The 17,320-nt window shown below is 66.4% G+C and carries 15 protein-coding genes; all 15 read left to right on the top strand.

Annotated features, from left to right (window positions below):
* The first annotated feature begins 79 nt into the window (after nt 1–79).
* The 15 genes from VF168_12770 to VF168_12700 all read left to right on the top strand — a co-directional run bounded on the left by VF168_12770 (nt 80) and on the right by VF168_12700 (nt 17,237).
* Nucleotides 80–1,279, top strand: a complete 1,200-nt coding sequence (locus tag VF168_12770) for an aminotransferase class I/II-fold pyridoxal phosphate-dependent enzyme (protein HEX7005051.1) — start codon at nt 80–82, stop codon at nt 1,277–1,279.
* Nucleotides 1,280–1,408: 129 nt separating this feature from the next.
* A complete protein-coding gene (phnD, locus tag VF168_12765; GenBank protein HEX7005050.1) occupies nt 1,409–2,413 on the top strand; it encodes a phosphate/phosphite/phosphonate ABC transporter substrate-binding protein in 1,005 nt (334 codons plus the stop codon).
* An 87-nt stretch (nt 2,414–2,500) separates the two neighbouring features.
* Nucleotides 2,501–3,274, top strand: coding sequence for a phosphonate ABC transporter ATP-binding protein (gene phnC / locus VF168_12760; GenBank protein HEX7005049.1), 774 nt, complete (start codon nt 2,501–2,503; stop codon nt 3,272–3,274).
* On the top strand, nt 3,274–4,071 hold the full coding sequence (phnE, locus tag VF168_12755; GenBank protein HEX7005048.1) for a phosphonate ABC transporter, permease protein PhnE: 798 nt from the start codon (nt 3,274–3,276) through the stop codon (nt 4,069–4,071). Before phnC ends, phnE (VF168_12755) begins: the two co-directional genes overlap by 1 nt.
* On the top strand, nt 4,068–4,865 hold the full coding sequence (gene phnE, locus VF168_12750; GenBank protein HEX7005047.1) for a phosphonate ABC transporter, permease protein PhnE: 798 nt from the start codon (nt 4,068–4,070) through the stop codon (nt 4,863–4,865). The genes phnE (VF168_12755) and phnE (VF168_12750) overlap by 4 nt, the downstream gene beginning before the upstream one ends.
* A 163-nt stretch (nt 4,866–5,028) precedes the next feature.
* Nucleotides 5,029–5,991, top strand: coding sequence for a sugar ABC transporter substrate-binding protein (locus tag VF168_12745; protein ID HEX7005046.1), 963 nt, complete (start codon nt 5,029–5,031; stop codon nt 5,989–5,991).
* A 52-nt stretch (nt 5,992–6,043) separates the two neighbouring features.
* The gene (locus VF168_12740) at nt 6,044–7,081 is read left to right on the top strand and encodes an ABC transporter permease (protein HEX7005045.1); all 1,038 of its coding nucleotides are present in this window, start codon (nt 6,044–6,046) and stop codon (nt 7,079–7,081) included.
* 57 nt (nt 7,082–7,138) lie between these two features.
* Nucleotides 7,139–7,924: an ATP-binding cassette domain-containing protein gene (locus VF168_12735; GenBank protein HEX7005044.1), complete on the top strand. Its 786-nt coding sequence runs from the start codon at nt 7,139–7,141 to the stop codon at nt 7,922–7,924.
* A gap of 95 nt (nt 7,925–8,019) precedes the next feature.
* Entirely contained in the window at nt 8,020–9,522 is a 1,503-nt protein-coding gene (locus VF168_12730; GenBank protein ID HEX7005043.1) for a LysM peptidoglycan-binding domain-containing protein, read from the top strand.
* A 239-nt stretch (nt 9,523–9,761) separates the two neighbouring features.
* Complete coding sequence (locus VF168_12725; GenBank protein ID HEX7005042.1) at nt 9,762–11,006, top strand: extracellular solute-binding protein; 1,245 nt, start codon at nt 9,762–9,764, stop codon at nt 11,004–11,006.
* Between the two features lie 69 nt (nt 11,007–11,075).
* Nucleotides 11,076–12,872 carry a sugar ABC transporter permease gene (locus VF168_12720; GenBank protein ID HEX7005041.1) on the top strand — a complete coding sequence of 599 codons (1,797 nt, stop codon included), beginning with the start codon at nt 11,076–11,078 and terminating at the stop codon, nt 12,870–12,872.
* Complete coding sequence (locus VF168_12715) at nt 12,862–13,773, top strand: carbohydrate ABC transporter permease (GenBank protein ID HEX7005040.1); 912 nt, start codon at nt 12,862–12,864, stop codon at nt 13,771–13,773. Before VF168_12720 ends, VF168_12715 begins: the two co-directional genes overlap by 11 nt.
* Before the next feature lie 2 nt (nt 13,774–13,775).
* Nucleotides 13,776–15,257, top strand: a complete 1,482-nt coding sequence (nagZ, locus tag VF168_12710; protein HEX7005039.1) for a beta-N-acetylhexosaminidase — start codon at nt 13,776–13,778, stop codon at nt 15,255–15,257.
* Complete coding sequence (locus VF168_12705) at nt 15,250–16,410, top strand: ROK family transcriptional regulator (GenBank protein HEX7005038.1); 1,161 nt, start codon at nt 15,250–15,252, stop codon at nt 16,408–16,410. Before nagZ ends, VF168_12705 begins: the two co-directional genes overlap by 8 nt.
* Nucleotides 16,407–17,237, top strand: a complete 831-nt coding sequence (locus VF168_12700; protein HEX7005037.1) for a substrate-binding domain-containing protein — start codon at nt 16,407–16,409, stop codon at nt 17,235–17,237. Before VF168_12705 ends, VF168_12700 begins: the two co-directional genes overlap by 4 nt.
* Nucleotides 17,238–17,320 lie beyond the last annotated feature (83 nt).

Genomic DNA, 17,320 nt, shown 5'->3' with positions numbered 1-17,320 from the left:
ACTACCGCGTCAACAGCCTAGTCGACGGTGGCAGGCGAATCGAAACCGACCTCATGGAGGTACTCGGTTAGGGGGAACCATGGCCCACCAGTTATCCGCCCGCATCGAGGCCACGCTTGCCGCGATGGCCCCGTTCACTCGCTTCTTCAACGACTCGGCCTGGAGCCGCCGGGATCCTGCCGACCCGGGCAACTGCGACTTCGTCTTCGGCAATCCTCACGAGATGCCGCTGCCGGGCTTCGTCTCTGCCCTGCAACGCCATGTCGAACCGCGCGACCGCAACTGGTTCGCCTACAAGGACAACCATCCGGCTTCGCGCCGCATCATCGCAGACGCCCTGAACCGGCGCCGCGGGACTTCCTACCGTGCGAACGACATCTTCGTGACCAACGGGGCCTTCGCTGCGATAAGCGTTTCGCTGGCGACCCTGATCGACCAGGGTGACGAGGTCATCTTCATGAGTCCTCCCTGGTTCTTCTACGAATCGATGATCGTGAACAACGGCGGCACAGCCGTGCGGGTGAGGGTCGCCGAGCGGACCCTCGACCTCGACCTGCGAGCGATCGAAGCGGCCATCAGCGAGCGAACCCAGGCGATCATCGTGAACAGTCCGAACAACCCGACCGGCAGGATCTACCCGCCTGAAACCCTCGAGCGGCTCTCCCGCATCCTCAGCGCCGCCAGCGAACGCAACGGCCGCCCGATCTACCTCCTCTCCGACGAGTCGTACAGCCGGATAATCTTCGGCGATCGGCACTTCCCCAGCCCCGCCGCCTACTACGCGTACTCCCTCGTCCTATACACCTACGGCAAGACCCTGCTCACGCCCGGTCAGCGCATCGGCTACATCGCCCTGTCGCCCGAGATGCCGGATCCCGAGCGGTTGCGCGAGGCCATCATGGCCACCCAGTTCGTCACCGGGTTCGCCTTCCCCAACGCACTGATGCAGCACTCGCTGGCCGACCTCGAGGAGCTCACCATCGACATGGACCACCTGAAGCGCAAGCGCGACCTGATGGTGAACGAACTGAGCAGCATGGGGTACAGCCTCGCCCTCCCCGAAGGAACCTTCTACCTGCTCGTCGAATCGCCGCTCGAGGACGACCTGGCGTTCTGCGACGAGTTGGCCCGGCACGGCGTATACGTCCTCCCCGGCGCCATCTTCGAGATGCCCGGGTACTTCCGAATCTCCCTCACCGCCAGCGACGAGATGATCGAACGCTCGCTCCCCGGGTTCCGCGCCGCCATCCGGCGGAAGGGTGTGAAGGCGAACGCCTGATCTCGCTGACTCCTCCGCGGTGTCGCCTTAAGCCGTGCTAGACTCGCTATCACCCACAACCTGAGCGCGGCGACCAACAGCCGGCAGCGGGAACGACATGGGGCCGTTCGCTATCTGGAGGAGGAATCAGTGCACACGACCGCCAGTTTCACGAGGACATTCGGATACAGGCAGCTCACCCTGCTGCTCACGCTCCTGCTGGGCCTGCTCGTCTCGAGCGCCGTAGCCCAGGAGGAGTGCAGCAACCGGGGCCAGCTCGCCGAGATGTATTGCGACGAGAACGGCGACCTGGTGGCCGACCTGCCCGAGGACGAGAGCGAATGGGTGAACCCGGACACGCTAGTCTTCGCTTACACCCCGGTCGAAGACCCTGCCATCTACGAGGACATCTGGCAGCCGTTCATCGACCACCTGGCCGAGGTGACCGGCAAGAACGTCCGCTTCTTCGCGGTCCAGTCGAACGCGGCCGAGGTCGAAGCGATGCGCTCGGGCCGCCTGCATGTAGCCGGGTTCTCGACCGGGCCCACGCCGTTCGCGGTGAACCTGGCCGGCGCCGTACCGTTCGCCATCATGGGCACCGAAGAGGGCCGCTTCGGCTACACCCTGCAGCTCTACACGCGGGTGGACAGCGGTATCGACAGCATCGAGGACCTGAAGGGCAAGGTGGTCGCCCACACCTCCCCCACTTCGAACTCCGGCAACCAGGCTCCCCGTGCCCTTTTCCCCGAGCTGGGCATCGTCCCCGGCGAGGATTACGAGGTCGTCTACTCGGGCAGCCACGACCAGTCGATGCTCGGCGTGGTAGCAGGCGACTACGACGCGGCTCCGGTAGCCTCCGAAGTCGTCGAGCGGATGGCAGACCGCGGCCTCTACGACCCGTCCGAAGTGAAGATCATCTACGAATCCGACCCGTTCCCCACCACCTCGTACGCCTACGCCCACAATCTGCATCCCGACCTCGTCGAGAAGATCAAGGAAGCGTTCTTCACCTTCGAGTTCGAGGGGACCGCCCTGGGCGAGGAGTTCGACAACGTCGACAAGTTCATCCCCATCGACTACGAGAAGGCCTGGCGGGTGATCCGCACCATCCAGGCAGCCAACGGAGTGGAGTACACCCCGGCCGGACTTCAGTAGGCCCTATACCGATCCAGGGCAAACCCTCGGCACGTTCCGAGGGTTTGCCCTGCTGCTTGCAACCCTATCTGATGCGAAAGTAGAAGAATGCTGGTCATTTCGAACCTGGTCAAACGCTACGGGACGGGCGACATCGTCCTCGACAATCTGGACCTCACCGTCGAGGAGCGCGGCATGACCGCGATCATCGGCTCCTCCGGCGCAGGCAAGAGCACCCTCCTGCGTTGCATCAACCGGCTGGTCGAGCCCACCTCCGGTTCGATCCGGCTCAACGACATCGACCTCACTGGGCTTCGCGGCCAAGAGCTCCGGCAGGCGCGCCGCCGGATCGGGATGATATTTCAGGGCTTCAACCTCGTCGACCGACTCACCGTCATGGAGAACGTCCTCTCCGGGCGTCTGGGCTACGCCCCGTTCTGGCGGGCCGCGAGCCGCCGCTTCCTACAGGAGGACATCGACCGGGCCTACGAACTGCTCAAGCGAGTGGGCCTGCCGCAATACGTGAACAAGCGGGCCGACGCCCTTTCGGGCGGCGAGCGCCAGCGGGTGGGCGTGGTCAGGGCGCTGATGCAGGACCCACACATTCTCCTGGCCGACGAGCCCACGGCATCGCTCGACCCGAAGACCTCGGAGCAGATCATGCAGCTCCTGGGTGAGCTCGCCAGGGAATACTCGCTGCCGGTGCTCATCAACCTCCACAACGTCGAGCAGGCGAAGAAGCACTGCCAGCGGATCGTGGGGCTGAGGCACGGCCGCATAATCTTCGACGGCAGCGGCGCCCAGCTCGACGACGCCGCCCTCGAGGAGATCTACGGCGGAGATGCCGCCGAGCAGCGCGAGACCGCGGTAACCGAGGCGTGATGACCCAACCTGCCCACTACCAGTGGCGGCGGACCCCCTTCATCGCCAATCGCTGGCTTCGCTACGGCATCTGGCTCGTCTCGGCGGCCTATCTGGTGTGGGCCGTGGCCACCCTCGAGTTCGACTGGGCGCGCATAGAGGAGGGGATGACGCGCGCGGTCCAGATCTTCGATGGCGCGTTCCCGCTCGACTACAGCCGTTGGGAGCTGCTCATCTCCGGCTTCATCGAGAGCATCCAGATAGCCATCATCGCCACCATCGCGGGCATCCTGCTGAGCATCCCGGCAGGCATCCTGGCGGCCCGCAACATCGTGCCCCGGTTCGTCTACCTGCTGGGGCGGGCGATCGTCATCGTGGCCCGCAGCTTCCACCCGGTGATCGTCGCGATCATCTTCGTCAAGGCGGTGGGCTTCGGCCCGCTGGCCGGCATCCTCACGCTCATCGTCTACACCGTCGGTTTCGTAGGCAAGCTCATCGCCGAGTCGATCGAGGAGATCGATCCGGGCCAGGTCGAGGCGATCAAGGCGACCGGGGCGGGTTACTTCAAGACCCTCACCTTCGCCGTCTTCCCACAGATAATGCCGCGTCAGGTCGGCCTCACCATCTACCAGTTCGACATCAACCTGCGCGCCTCGACGATCGTCGGCATCGTGGGGGCGGGCGGCATCGGCGGCACCCTCATGAACTCGTTCAGGCGCTACGACTACGACTTCTCGTTCGCGATCCTCAGCCTGATCATCGCGCTGGTGATCTTCGGCGAGTGGGTCAGCGGCAAGCTGCGCAAGAGGATCACGTGAAGAGTTCGGCTCACTACCACTGGGTCCGCTACTCCCGCCGGGAGAAGTACGTCCGCTACTTCTGGTTGCTGCTCACGGCCATCGTCGTTTTCTGGTGCCTCCGGACGCTCGACATCTTCTGGCCCTGGGTGCTCGACGCGCCCGCGCAGATGGCTGACCTCTTCAGCCGCATGTCGCCGCCCAGCTGGGTGCGTTGGCAGGAGATCGTCTACGCCATGGCACAAACGATCAACATCGGGACGCTGGCGACGCTCCTGGCGCTCGTCATGGCCCTGCCTGCCGCCTATCTGGCCGCGCAGAACACCACCCCGAACGCCGCGACCCTCTGGCTCGGACGCTTCATCGTGGTCTCGTCGCGTTCGGTCAACACGATCATCTGGGCGCTGCTCTTCGTCGCGGTCTTCGGTCCCGGCGCGCTGGCAGGCGTCCTCGCGATCGCGTTCCGTTCGGTGGGGTTCATCGGCAAACTGCTGGCCGAGGCGATCGAGGAGATCGACCGCCGGCCCGTGGAGGCGATCGAGGCCACCGGAGCTTCGCGCGCGAAGGTCATCCTCTTCGCGGTGGTGCCGCAGGTGGTGCCCACCTTCTTCGCGATCAGCATCCTGCGCTGGGAGATCAACATACGGGAGTCGACGGTCCTGGGCCTCGTCGGCGCAGGCGGCATCGGCCTGATCCTCCAGGGCGCGATCGACACCTTCCAGTGGCAACTCGTGTCGGCCATCCTCATCGCCATCATCGTGGTGGTGGTCTTCGGCGAGGTCGTCTCGGGCTGGCTGCGCAGCAGGGTGATCTAGGGGAGGACAACCGTCAGGGCAGAGGAGCTTCGAGCGCTGTTGACGCCCATGAGGCCGGGACTTATAGTCGGAGAACCAAATCAAGAGGCTCTACTTCGCGCGTTCCGTCGTCATCACTTCGTTAGACGGGTCGTTCCACGACCTGATGGCCAAGGAGGTAAGCATGCGCAAGTCACTCGGTCTACTGCTCGTGAGCGTCCTGACGGCGGCCGCACTCTCGCCGGCCTTCGCCCAGGAGGGCGTCCCCGACCGCTCCGAAATCGACATCATCGTCGTCTCGCACGGCGCGGCTGCCGACCCGTTCTGGTCGGTGGCAGAGAACGGCGTCTCGCAAGCCGCCGAAGACATGGGTGTCAACGTCGAATACCGCGCGCCGGAGACGTTCGACATGCCGCGGATGGCGCAGCTCATCGACGCTGCGGTTGCCGCCCAGCCCGACGGGCTAGTCGTCACCATCCCCGACGCCGACGCCCTTGGCGACTCGATCCGGGCAGCTGTCGAGGCCGGCATCCCGGTCATCTCGATGAACTCGGGAAGCGACGTGTTCCAGGAGCTGGGCGTCCTGCGTCACGTGGGCCAGACGGAGTACGAAGCCGGCTTCGGCGCAGGCGAGCGGATGGCACAGGCGGGCGTGGACAATGCGCTGTGCGTGAATCACGAGACCGGCAACGTCGCTCTCGATCTGCGCTGCGAAGGGTTCACCGACGGCCTCGGCGAGAACGCTCAGGTTGAAGTCTTGTCGGTGAGCACCGATCCGACCGAGATCAGGAACGCGGTGCAGGCGGCCCTGACCCGCTCGCCCGACATCAACGGCATCCTCGCCCTGGGTCCGGTGAGCGCCGAGCCTACGCTGGAAGCGCTGCGCGAGAACGGCACGGCCGGGGAGATGCCCTTCGGCACCTTCGACCTCTCGCCCAACGTCCTAGAGGCGCTGGTGGACGGCGAGATGGCGTTCGCGATCGATCAGCAGCAGTACCTGCAGGGTTACTTGCCGATCGTGATGCTCACCCTCTACGAGCAGTACGGCCTGCTGCCGGCCAACGACGTGATAATGACCGGCCCGGGCTTCGTGACACCCGAGAACGCTCAGCAGGTGATCGACCTGAGCGCCCAAGGGATCCGTTAGGGAACGGACAACGACGGGAGGACTCCTGGAGGGGTTCTCCCGCCCTCCTGCGATGGCTACCGAGCTCAGATCCCGAGGAGACGAACGGCTCAGGCGGGTATCGCCGATCCGGCGGCTCCTGGCCAGGCCCGAACTGGGGGCGGTTTCGGGCGCCGTCCTCGTCTTCGTCTTCTTCGCCATCGTGGCGGGCGACAACGGCTTCCTGAACTTCCGCGGAATCTCGAGCTGGCTGGAGGTCTCGGCGCAACTGGGGATCCTGGCGATATTCGCGGCGCTGCTGATGATCGGAGGCGAGTTCGACCTGTCGATCGGCTCGATGATCGCCACGGCCGGGGTAGTGATGGCCATACCGACCGTCGAGTTCGGCTGGCCCCTCTCGCTATCGATCCTCCTCGCCTTCGCCACCGCGGCGCTGGTTGGCTTCATCAACGGCACCATCGTCAACCGCACGAGGTTGCCTTCGTTCATCGTCACCCTTGCGTTCCTGTTCATACTGCGCGGCCTCACCATCGGCTTCACCCGGCTGCTCACGGGCCGCACCCAAGTGCGCGGGGTGGGCGACCACCTGGCGGGGGATCCCTTGGGCCGGCTGTTCCACGGTGAGATCCTGGGCCTGCCCATCTCCGTCTACTGGTGGTTGGGACTGGCCATCGTCGCCAGCTGGGTCCTGCAGAAGACCCGCTTCGGGAACTGGATCTACGCGGTCGGCGGCGACTCGGAGGCGGCTCGCAACTCAGGCGTGCCCGTCGAACTGGTGAGGATACTTCTATTCATCGGCACAGCGACGAGCGCGACCATCTTCGCCGCTCTGCAGGTCATCGACTTCGGCTCGGCAGACGTGAGCCGCGGACTGCTCAAGGAGTTCGAGGCGATCATCGCCGCCGTCATCGGCGGTTGCCTTCTCACCGGCGGCTACGGCTCGGCGATAGGCGCCGTCTTCGGCGCCCTCATCTTCGGCATGGTCCTGCAGGGCATCTTCTTCACCGGGATCAACACCGACTGGTTCAACGTGTTCCTCGGCGTGATGCTGCTCATCGCCGTCGTCTTCAACAACTTCATCAGGAGGCGGGCGACGGAGGCGAGCGGATGAGGGGGCGCCGATGAGCGTTCGGCCCACCACTCCTGGACGCGGACCGGAGTCCGACGGGTGAGCGAACTCCTCGAAGCCCGGGGCGTGTCGAAGTTCTTCGGCCAGGTAATCGCGATCCAGGACGTCTCGATGAGCGTTCACAGCGGCGAGGTCATGTGCCTCCTCGGTGACAACGGCGCCGGCAAGTCGACACTTATCAAGATCCTCTCCGGTGTCCACCAGCCCGACCGCGGAGAACTTCTCGTCGAGGGCCGGCCCGTTCGTCTGGCTTCGCCGCGGCACGCGCTCGACTTGGGGATCGCGACCGTGCATCAGCACCTCTCGATCCAGCCGCTGATGAGCGTCACCCGCAACTTCTTCGTGGGACGCGAACCGGTACGGGGCTGGGGGCCGTTCCGAACGATGGACCTCGACTTCGCACGGCGAACCGTGCGCGAGGAGATGGGCAAGATGGGCATCGACATCCGCGATCCGTCGCAGGCGGTGGGCACGATGTCGGGCGGCGAGCGACAGTGCGTGGCGATCGCCCGCGCGGTCTACTTCGGCGCCAAGGTGCTGATCCTCGACGAGCCGACCTCCGCGCTGGGGGTGAAGCAGGCAGCGACCGTCCTCCGCTACATTGCCCAGGCCAAGGCCCGAGGGATCGGCGTCATCTTCATCACCCACAATGTGCATCACGCCTACCCGGTCGCCGATCGCTTCACCATCCTCAAGCGGGGTCAGAGCTACGGGACGTTCGACAAGAGCGAGGTCAGCCGGGACGAGGTGCTCGAGATGATGGCTGGCGGGCGCGAACTCGAAGCGCTCGAGACCGAGCTGGGCCAGATCGCCGGGAACGCCTGAACGAAAACGAGTAAGAAGTTGGACGCCGGGGGCTCTCATCTCCTGCTAACTTTGATTCAACTCGATCGTCTGGCCATAGCCTGGGAGTCGTCGTTATGAACCACTCGCGCCTGTCGCTCCGGATCACGCTGCTCGCCGCCGCGCTGCTGTTGAGTGCCTGCGGGCCCAGTCAACGGGAGCGGGATCTCGCCGCCGAGAACGAGGAACTTCAGGCCCAGACCCGATCGCTCGCCGCACAGGTCGAGGAGGTCCGTGCCGAGTTGCAGAGCGCTCAGGACGGCAGGGGCCTACTGACGGAACAGCTTGCGACAGTGGAGGCCGAGCGGGACCGCTTACAGGAGGCGCTCGATGGCGCCGAGGCGAGGCTGGCCGAATCGCGCTCGCTCCTCAGCGCCGAAGAGGAGCGGATCTCAGGGTTGCAGGCCCAACTGGAGGAAGCTCTGACGGCGAAGGAGCAGACGAGCGCCGAGCTCGAAGAGGCACGATCGCGCAGTGCGCAACTGGGCGCCCAGATAGACGGGCTGACCGGACGGATCGAGGTGCTCGAATCGAGTCTGGCCGAGGCGAACGCCCGAGCCGAAACGCTCGCCGGCGAGCGCGACGGGGCCACAGCGCAGAACACCGAGCTGCTGGTGCAGAACGAGAGTCTGGAGGCTCGACTGACCATGGTCGAGGGCGCGCTCGACAGCCGGCTGGCGCACATATCCGAGCTCGAAGCAGTCGTTGCGGCGGGCGAGGAGCGGATCGCGGAAATGGAGTCGGCCCGGGCGCAGGCGCAAGGAACGATCGCGGAACTCGAGAGTGCCCTGACGGCGGGCCAAGAGCGGATCGCTCAACTGGAGGGCGCCCTGGCAACCGGTGAGGAGCGGATCGCAGAGCTCGAAAGCGCTCTGGCGGCGGGCCAAGAGCGGATCGCTCAACTCGAGAGCGTCGTGGCCGTACGCGGGGAGCGGATCACCGAACTGGAGGGCGCCCTCGACGCCGGCCGGGGTCGCGTAGAGGAGCTGGAGAACGCCCTGGCAGCGAGCGAGGAGCGCTCGGCCGAGCTCGAACCGGCTCTCGAGGGTGCTCGGGCGCGCAACGAGGACCTGCAGAACCAGCTGACAGCTGCCCGGAGCGAGCGCGACCGCCTCGCAGAGGAGCTGGAGGCGAGCCGAGCACAGGTCGGCCAGGCCCTTGCTCAGCGTGATGCGCTGCAGCAGCGACTGGACGAGCTGGGAGACCGGACGGCTACGCTCGATGAGCAGCTGGGGGCCACCAGGAGCGACCTGGAGAGTGCCCAGGGCCGGGCCAACGAGCTGACCGGCAGGCTCTCCACCCTGCTCGAGAGGCAGGCGGGCCTGGAACAGACGACCCAGGCGCAACGAGACGAACTCGCAGCTGTCAGGGAGGCGCTGGAGGAGGCGCAGAACGAGGTAGCCCTCCTCACCGGCGCTCGTGGCATCTACACGGTCCAGCCGGGCGACTCCCTCTCCTCGATAGCCGCGTTCTTCTACCGGGCCGGTTACCGCTGGCCCGACATCCTCGAGGCGAACCGGCACCTCATCCAGGACCCCGACCTGATCTTCGCCGGCATGGTGCTCATCGTGCCCAACTGAAGATTTCCAAGGCAGGCCGCTTGGAGGCGCGAACACGAGTTCGGTCATGTTCGCGTCAGCGCCCTATCGAACCGATCCAAGCCGGCTCTTGACAAGCCAACTCCCTCTTCCCTAAGCTACGGCAATCAATAAGTAAGGTTTCCTTACTAACGAAGGGAGGTCGGCTCGCACCGCGGCTGCATTCCCGGGGCTTCGGTAGTCCCGGGACGAGTTCGAACTGGTCAAAGAGAGGAAGACAGATGAGAATGAAAGGTCTTAGGAGCGCGCTGATCGCGCTCGCCCTAGCCGCCCTCTCCTTCGCAACCGCGCAGCGGTCGTTGGAGATCTACATCACCGGCCTCACCGAAGACACGATGGACTGGTTCCGCGAGGAGGCCTTCCCGGCCTTCCAGGAATCCCACCCGGACGTAGACCTCGACATAATCACCGGCGGCTGGGGCGACTTCGACGCCGCGGTGGCCGGTTGGATCACCACCGGCGACGGGCCCGACATCGTCTACCTCGGCTCCGAATACGCCGCCACATATGGCGACCTGCTCACCGACATCGATCCATACATCGGCGACTGGCCCGATCTGGAAGAGTATCTGCCGGCCGCCCTCGAAACGGCCACCTGGGAGGGACACCTGCGCGGCCTGCCGCTGCTGATGAGCCCGCGCCCCATCTTTTACCGCAGCGACCTGGCGGCCGACCCCTCCGCCATACCGCCCCTCACCTTCGAGGACGCCATCGCCTTCGTGGAAGCCAACTCCGAGGTAGCGGACGGCGCGGTTCAGAAGATGGGCTTCATGGACATCGGCGGCGGGCTCTTCGACGCTCAGGAGTTCATCGCCTACGTCTGGACCGCAGGGGGCGAGCTCTATCACGAAGACGGCAGCAGCGCCTTCGACAGCGACGAGACCGCCCAGGCCCTGCAGTTCATGTACGACCGCCGCCGCGCGATCCTGCCCACCGAGACCACCGCCGGGCTGCCGCCCATGCAGGGGCCGCCCATCGCCTCCGACCTCGTGGTCAGCGGTATCTTCCCGATGTGGAACATGCCGCCCGTGAGCGATCCGCTGTGGAACGAGATCGTAATCGCCCCCTACCCTGCCGGCCCGGATGGCGAGCCGCTCATCCAGGTCTTCACCGACTGGCTCTCGGTGCCGAGCTACGTCGAGGACCCGGAGCTGGCGGTCGAGTTCCTGAAGTTCATCGGCTCGCAGGAGAACGCCCTGGCGCTGAACGAGGTAGCCGGCTTCACCCCTACCCGTCAGGACGCCTGGACCCGGATCAGAGAGAGCAGCGAGGTATGGTCGGACATGCTCGACATGGCCGTCGAGTACGGACGTTCCTTCTCGGACATCAGGGCCAGCGCCGAACTGCGCCCGCTCATCGTCGAGCAGGTGAACCTCTACCTGAGCGATCAGCAGAGCCTCGAGGACACTCAACAGTTCCTCAAGGAGGAGTACGACGCCATCCTGGAGGATTACGGCTACCTTTGAGCCGAATCGGACCGGAGGCCGGGACCTATCCCGGCCTCCGCGTCCCTGCCACGCCGGCACGAGCACCTGATGGACATCGACACCGCCACCGCAGCTAGACTCCACAACCTCTACTGGTCATTCGCGACGGTCGCCTTCATCGTGGTGGGCAGCCTCGCAATAGGCAAGGCAGCCAGTAGTGTCGCAGCCTGGCGAGGAGGTTCGGCAGCCCTTCAGAGGCGCGCCTTCTGGGGCTACCTCTTCGCCTCCCCCTGGATCCTGGGCTTCCTCATCTTCGTCGTGGGCCCGGCGCTGGCCTCCCTCTACTACAGCTTCACCGACTACCGTCTGGGCCGCCCACTCGAGTGGATCGGCCTCGAGAACTACCGGGTCCTCATCGAGGGCCTTGGCGCGCACGGCCGCCGCTTCACCCAGGCGATGTACAACAGCTTCTACTACGCCCTCGTGGGCGTTCCACTTCAGATAGTCACCGCCTTGGGCATGGCGATGCTGGTGAGCCGGCCCATGCCGGGCATAGGTATCTTCCGACTGATCTTCTATCTCCCCGTGATCCTCGCCGGCGGTCCCGCCATCCTGCTCGCCTGGCGCTACATGCTCGCCTCGAACGGCGGCTTCGTGAACATCTCGCTCAGCTCCATCGCCCAGTCGCTCCCCGGACTCGACTGGCTCTACCGGAGCTTCATCTTCGTCGTCGAGGCGTTCAACGCCTTCTACTCCGGCATCTCCCGTGGCGACCCGGTAGGCGCCTTCTCCTATCTCCTCCCTTCTCTGATCGGGGCGGCCGTGTTCGGCTACCTCCTGCGGGGCGAGTTCGACAGCGGGAAGCGCGAAACGGCCGCGCGGTTGGCGGAAGTGATAGCGATCGTGCTGGGCCTGACCCTGCTGGTGCGGGGACTCGTGGCAGAGCGGATCGACCCGGCCTTCTGGCTCGGTTGCGCGTTCGTCGCGGCGATCTCGTTCCTCCTCTGGCGCCGGAAGCGACTCGAACCGCGCCGGCTCGGCCTGACGTTCGCCGGCACGGGCATCCTGGGCGTCCTGCTCGCCGTCAGACTGGTGATGATCGAGGACGGCCACTTCTCGGCGATCCTCCGGCTGCTCACCCTGAGCAGCCCCATCGCCCGGCCCGGCGACCTCGATTACCTCGAGGACGTCTTCCCCGCGCTGCTGCCCTCCTCGGCCTGGATATGGGGAACGGTGGCTGTGCTGGCCGCGGCGACCCTGATCCCGGCGCTCGAGAAGGGGCAGAGGAAGACGCTGCTGGGAGTCTCGACCGGCCTGCTGGCACTGCTGGCGCTGGGATCTCTGCTGGACGGTTTCCGCTACTTCGCGGCGTTCGGCGCCATAGCGGAAACGAGCGGTTCCCCGGTCTTCCACTTCGCCCTCTTCCGCCAGGTGGCCTCGACGCTGCCCGGCCTGGACCGGGTTCCGCTCTGGCTGCAGAACGAACTCTGGGCGAAGCCGTCGCTAGTGCTCATCACAATGTGGAGCGCCGGCACCGGCATGCTCATCTTCCTCGCCGCCCTCAAGGGGGTGCCCAGCTCCCTCTACGAAGCGGCCCAGGTCGATGGCGCCGGGCCCGTCCAGCGCTTCTTCCGGATAACCCTGCCGATGATCTCGCCAGCGATGTTCTACAACATCGTCATCGGACTGATCGCGGCGCTACAGACGTTCGAGGCCGTCTACATAATCCAGACCCCACGCACCGAGAGCAGCCTCGCTTCCGCCGCCTACTTCCTCTACGAGCGCACCTTCAGACAGCTCGAGATAGGCCAGGGAGCAGCGGCGAGCTGGATCCTGGCGCTGATCATCGTTACCCTCACGGTCTTCCAGTTCCGCTACAGCAGGTGGGTCCACTATGAAGGTTGACGCCACGACCCGCCCACCAGCTGTCCTCTCGGACCGCACGGCGAGGGGGATACTGGCCGGGGCAGCGTTCAGGCGGAGGACAGTGACACTGCTCGTCTACGCCGTGCTCGTGGGCGCCTCCGCCTTCTTCCTCTTCCCGCTGGCCTGGATGACCGGCACCTCACTCAAGACGATCGAGGAGGTAGGGCAACCGCAGCTGAAGCTCCTGCCCGAGACCCCGCAGTGGTCGAACTACGGCGAACTGCTCGGGGAGAGCTCGTTCTGGCGGGCCTACGGCAACAGCTTCTTCACAGTGGGGCTGTCGCTGCTCGGCACCGTCGGCTCGATCGCCTTCGTCGCCTACGCCTTCAGCCGCCTGCGCTGGCCCGGCCGGAACCTCGTTTTCGGCCTGATGATGGGCACGCTGATGCTGCCGGTGCAGGCCACGCTGGTGCCTCAGTACGTGATGTTCTACGAACTCGGCTGGCTGCGCACCTTCAACCCGATCACTATCCCCGGCTTCTTCGCAGGCGGAGCTGCGCTTGTGTTCCTGCTGCGGCAGTTCATGCTGACCCTGCCGCGGGACCTGGACGAAGCGGCCAGTATCGACGGGGCAAACCCGCTACAGACCTGGTGGTACGTGATCCTGCCCCTCTCCAGGCCGGCGGTCGCAACCATCACCGTCTTCCTCTTCGTGGCGCAGTGGAACAACCTCATCCAGCCACTCATCTACCTGCAGAAGGCGGAACTCTACACCATGCCCATCTACGTCGCGCAGAAGAACAACCTCCAGGAGTCGCCGCTGCCGTGGCAGGAGATCATGGCCGCGAGCGTCCTCTTCGTCATCCCGGTGTTGGTGGTCTTCCTCCTCACCCAGCGCTACTTCATCGAGGGGATAAGCATGACCGGGAGCAAGGGGTAGCCGTGGGCCAGCTGATGGTGAGCTTCCGCGGTCTCTTCCCGCCCGAATGGGTGCTCGACGGCGTGACGGAAGGGCGGATAGCCGCGATCTGCCTGTTCGCCTACAACGTCGCGTCACCGGCCCAACTGCGCGAGCTCACCGACTCCCTGCACGAGGCCGCCCGCCGAGGGCGCGTGCCCCCGCCGCTGATCGGCATCGATCAGGAGGGTGGCCAGCTGATGGCGGTAACCGGCGGCACCACCGAGCTTCCCGGGAACATGGCTCTGGGCGCTACCCGCTCCCCCGAACTGGCAGAGAAGGCGGGCAGGCTGCTGGGGCTCGAGCTGCTGGCGCTGGGCTGCAACATGAACTTCGCGCCGGTACTGGACCTCGCCGGTCACCTGGAGAGCGCCGTCGTAGGTACCCGCGCCTTCGGGGACGAGCCTGGCCGGGTCGCCGAGCTGGGCGCTGCCCTCATCCGCGGAATGCAGAGCACCGGGGTGGTGGCGACCGCGAAGCACTTCCCCGGGCATGGCGACACCGCACTCGACTCCCACCACCTGGCGCCGGTAGTGGCCCGGAAGCGGGAGCAGCTGTCCAGCGCCGAACTAGTCCCCTTCAGGGCCGCGATCGCAGCCGGAGTGGGCGCGGTCATGGGCGCCCACGTCCGCTACCCGCACCTGGACGATCGGCCGGCGACACTGTCCAAGGCCGTAATGAGCGACCTGCTGCGGACCGAACTCGGTTTCGAGGGCCTCGCCGTAACCGACGCGATGGACATGGCGGCAGTCGCCGACGGCCCCGCCGAACTGCGAGCCCGCGAGGCGCTCGACGCCGGTGCCGACCTCGTGATGCTGGGTCACTTGCCCGACCAGGCCGAGTTGCTGAGGGCGCTCGAACCCCACTATCGGCGGGCGAGCCTGGAGAGGATCGCCGGCGCACGCCGCCGGCTTCCCCGCGATCTTCCCCGACTCGAGAGCATCGGCAACGGCAGGGGGTTGGCGCAGGAGATCGCCGACCGGGCCGTGACCCTCGTCCGGGGGTCCGGGCAGCTGCCGCTTCGGCTCGAACCGGAGGAGCGGCTGGGGCTGATCCTGCCCCGCGTCGGCGACCTGACTCCGGCCGACTCCTCCTCCCGAGTGGAGTTGCGCCTGCCGGAACAGCTGCGGGCCCGCCACCCGAACCTGGAGGTGGTGGAGGACGGCAATGGGCCGTTCGCGCTTACTGCCTGCGGGGCCGTGATCGTGGCGACCTCGAACGCGGTGAGCGACGACGACCAACGGGAAGTGGTAGAGAAGCTCTCGCAGAGCGGAGTCGACTTGATCCACCTGGTGGTCAGGAGTCCCGCTGACGCACTGATCACCCCCCCGCACGTCCCATGCGTCTGCACATACGGTATCCGCGCGGCGAACACCGAGGCGGCAGTTCGGGTGCTCTTCGGCGAGATGGAGCCGACAGGCGTCCTGCCCGTTCGTCTTCCCGAACGGAAGGCGAGCATTGCCTAAACTGGAAGACACCTTGTCTCAGCAGAAGGCTACTCATGAGCAACTCCGCCGGCACAACCGGCAGATGCTGCTCCGGGCCATCTACCTCGGACTTTCGAAGAGCCGGGCCTCGCTGGCCCAGGTGACGGGACTCACCAAGCCGACGGTGTCCAACCTCGTCGCCGAGCTCATAGACGAGGGCCTGGTGAGCGAGCGCGGACACGGCCAGGCTTCGGAGAGCGGCGGCAAGAGGCCCCGCCTCATCGAGTTCCAGCCGGCGGCACGCCAGGTCATCGGAGTGGGCGTCGACCACTTCACGGTCACCGGGGTGCTCACCGACCTCGCCGGCGAAGTGATCGCCGAACACCGGGTCGAGCTCGACCCGGAACGGCCGCTCGAGCTGCTCAACGGGGTCATCGACGGACTGCGGGCGCAACTCGACGCGCCCCTTCTCTGCATCGGCGTGGGCCTGCCGGGGGTGGTCGATGGCGCCTCCGGCAGAGTCACCCGCTCGAGCGCGCTCGGTTGGAGCGAACTGGAGGTAGCCGAACCGCTGACCAAGCGTCACCGGGTCCCCGTCCACGCCGCTCACGGCACCCAACTCTCTGCCCTTGCCCAGTTCGCCTTCGGTGAACTGCAGACGGCAGCGCCCAGGCGGCTGGTCACGCTGCTCGTCGAACGGGGTGTTGAGGTGGGCGTGACCCTCGAGCGGGGCTCCGTCCACTACGGCGCCGACCTGGGCGGACTGCGCCTTCACGGGCAGCCGGTCGGGGCGGGCGACCTCGCGCGGGTGCTGGGCAGCAAGGGTGAGCTGGCCTGCGAGATCCGCCGGCTGCTGGGGCGAGCCGACGGTGAAGAGGTCGACTACCTCGAACTCCGCTACTTGGCCAACCGCGGTTCGGCCGAAGCGCTCGAGCTGATCGCCCGCACGGCCGATCTGCTGGCCCCTCTCGTAGCCTGGGCGGTGGCGTTGATCAGGCCCGAGCACCTGTCGATCGCTGGCCCCATCACCGACCTGGGCGAGGAGTTCGTCACCGCGCTTCGATCCGCCGCCGCCCTGTGGCTCCCCCCGCAAGAGCTGGAGGAAGTTCGGCTCTCCCTGGCCAGCACCCGCCTCACCGGAGCGCTGGGCGCGGTTGCCCTGGCACTGCAGAAGGAGTTGGCGATCATATGAGGCCGCGAGGGAACGGCGAGTCGCCACGGCTGCTCGTCGTCACCAACAACAGGCGACGGGTGTTCCAGCGCAGCATCATCAGCGGGGCCGAGGAGGTGGCGCAGGCCCGCGCCTACCGGGTGGAGGTGCTCGAGGTGCCGCGGCCGTCCGACTCGGCGGCGGTCGCCGATCGCCTCCGCGGCGAGAACCTGCTCGTCATGCTCATCGCCGATGTCCTGCCCGACGAGACGATCGCCTCGCTGCACGCCGGCGGCATCCCCACCACCCTGGTCAGTCACGGCGTCGCCGGGCTGGAAGTGCCCTCGATAATGCACGACAACCGCCATGGGCTCGAGCTGCTGGCGGCCGAGGTGTTCGACCGGTGCGGCAGGCGCCGGCCGCTCTACGTGGGCGGGAGCCCGCGCCAACAGGACAGCGTAGAGCGGGAGGCGGCGTTCCGCCGTCAGCTGATGCGGCGTGGCCTCGAGGTGGACGAGACTCGCTTCCTGTCCGGCGAGTTCGAGCCTGGACAGGCCGCGGTGGCGGTGGGCGAGTTCCTCGCTGGCGGAGGCGAGCTCGATTCACTCGTTGCCGCCGACTACCTCATGGCGATCGCTTGCCTCGAGGAGCTGCGTGGGAGGGGGCTCGAAGTGCCCGGGCAGGTGGTGGTCGCCGGCTTCGGAGACGGGATCGAGGCCCAGGCGGCGGGACTGACCACGGTAGCCGCCGATGTCGTCGAACTGGGCCGGCGGGCGGCTCGGCAACTCCTGGGCCAGGCAGAGGGGCTGGAGATCCGGGGGCTCACCCTGCTGAGCACCACCCTAATCAGGCGGGCTTCGACAGCTTGACAAGGGATCAGGGATCCGGTGGCGCCACCGTGTTACCGGCGAGGGTCCGAGCGGCCCGGTGGAGCCACCGGCGAGCGCCGGGC

The sequence above is a fragment of the Trueperaceae bacterium genome (assembly GCA_036381595.1).
GTDB lineage: Bacteria > Deinococcota > Deinococci > Deinococcales > Trueperaceae > DASVCN01.
Note: the sequence above shows the minus strand (reverse complement) of the source record. Positions and strands in the feature narration are given on the sequence as shown.

Coding starts and splice junctions, on each gene's coding strand:
- VF168_12730 (HEX7005043.1), top strand. CDS start 8,020: ATGAACCACTCGCGCCTGTCGCTCCGGATCACGCTGCTCGCCGCCGCG.
- VF168_12725 (HEX7005042.1), top strand. CDS start 9,762: ATGAGAATGAAAGGTCTTAGGAGCGCGCTGATCGCGCTCGCCCTAGCC.
- VF168_12715 (HEX7005040.1), top strand. CDS start 12,862: ATGAAGGTTGACGCCACGACCCGCCCACCAGCTGTCCTCTCGGACCGC.
- VF168_12770 (HEX7005051.1), top strand. CDS start 80: ATGGCCCACCAGTTATCCGCCCGCATCGAGGCCACGCTTGCCGCGATG.
- VF168_12720 (HEX7005041.1), top strand. CDS start 11,076: ATGGACATCGACACCGCCACCGCAGCTAGACTCCACAACCTCTACTGG.
- phnC (HEX7005049.1), top strand. CDS start 2,501: ATGCTGGTCATTTCGAACCTGGTCAAACGCTACGGGACGGGCGACATC.
- phnE (HEX7005048.1), top strand. CDS start 3,274: ATGACCCAACCTGCCCACTACCAGTGGCGGCGGACCCCCTTCATCGCC.
- VF168_12745 (HEX7005046.1), top strand. CDS start 5,029: ATGCGCAAGTCACTCGGTCTACTGCTCGTGAGCGTCCTGACGGCGGCC.
- VF168_12700 (HEX7005037.1), top strand. CDS start 16,407: ATGAGGCCGCGAGGGAACGGCGAGTCGCCACGGCTGCTCGTCGTCACC.
- VF168_12740 (HEX7005045.1), top strand. CDS start 6,044: ATGGCTACCGAGCTCAGATCCCGAGGAGACGAACGGCTCAGGCGGGTA.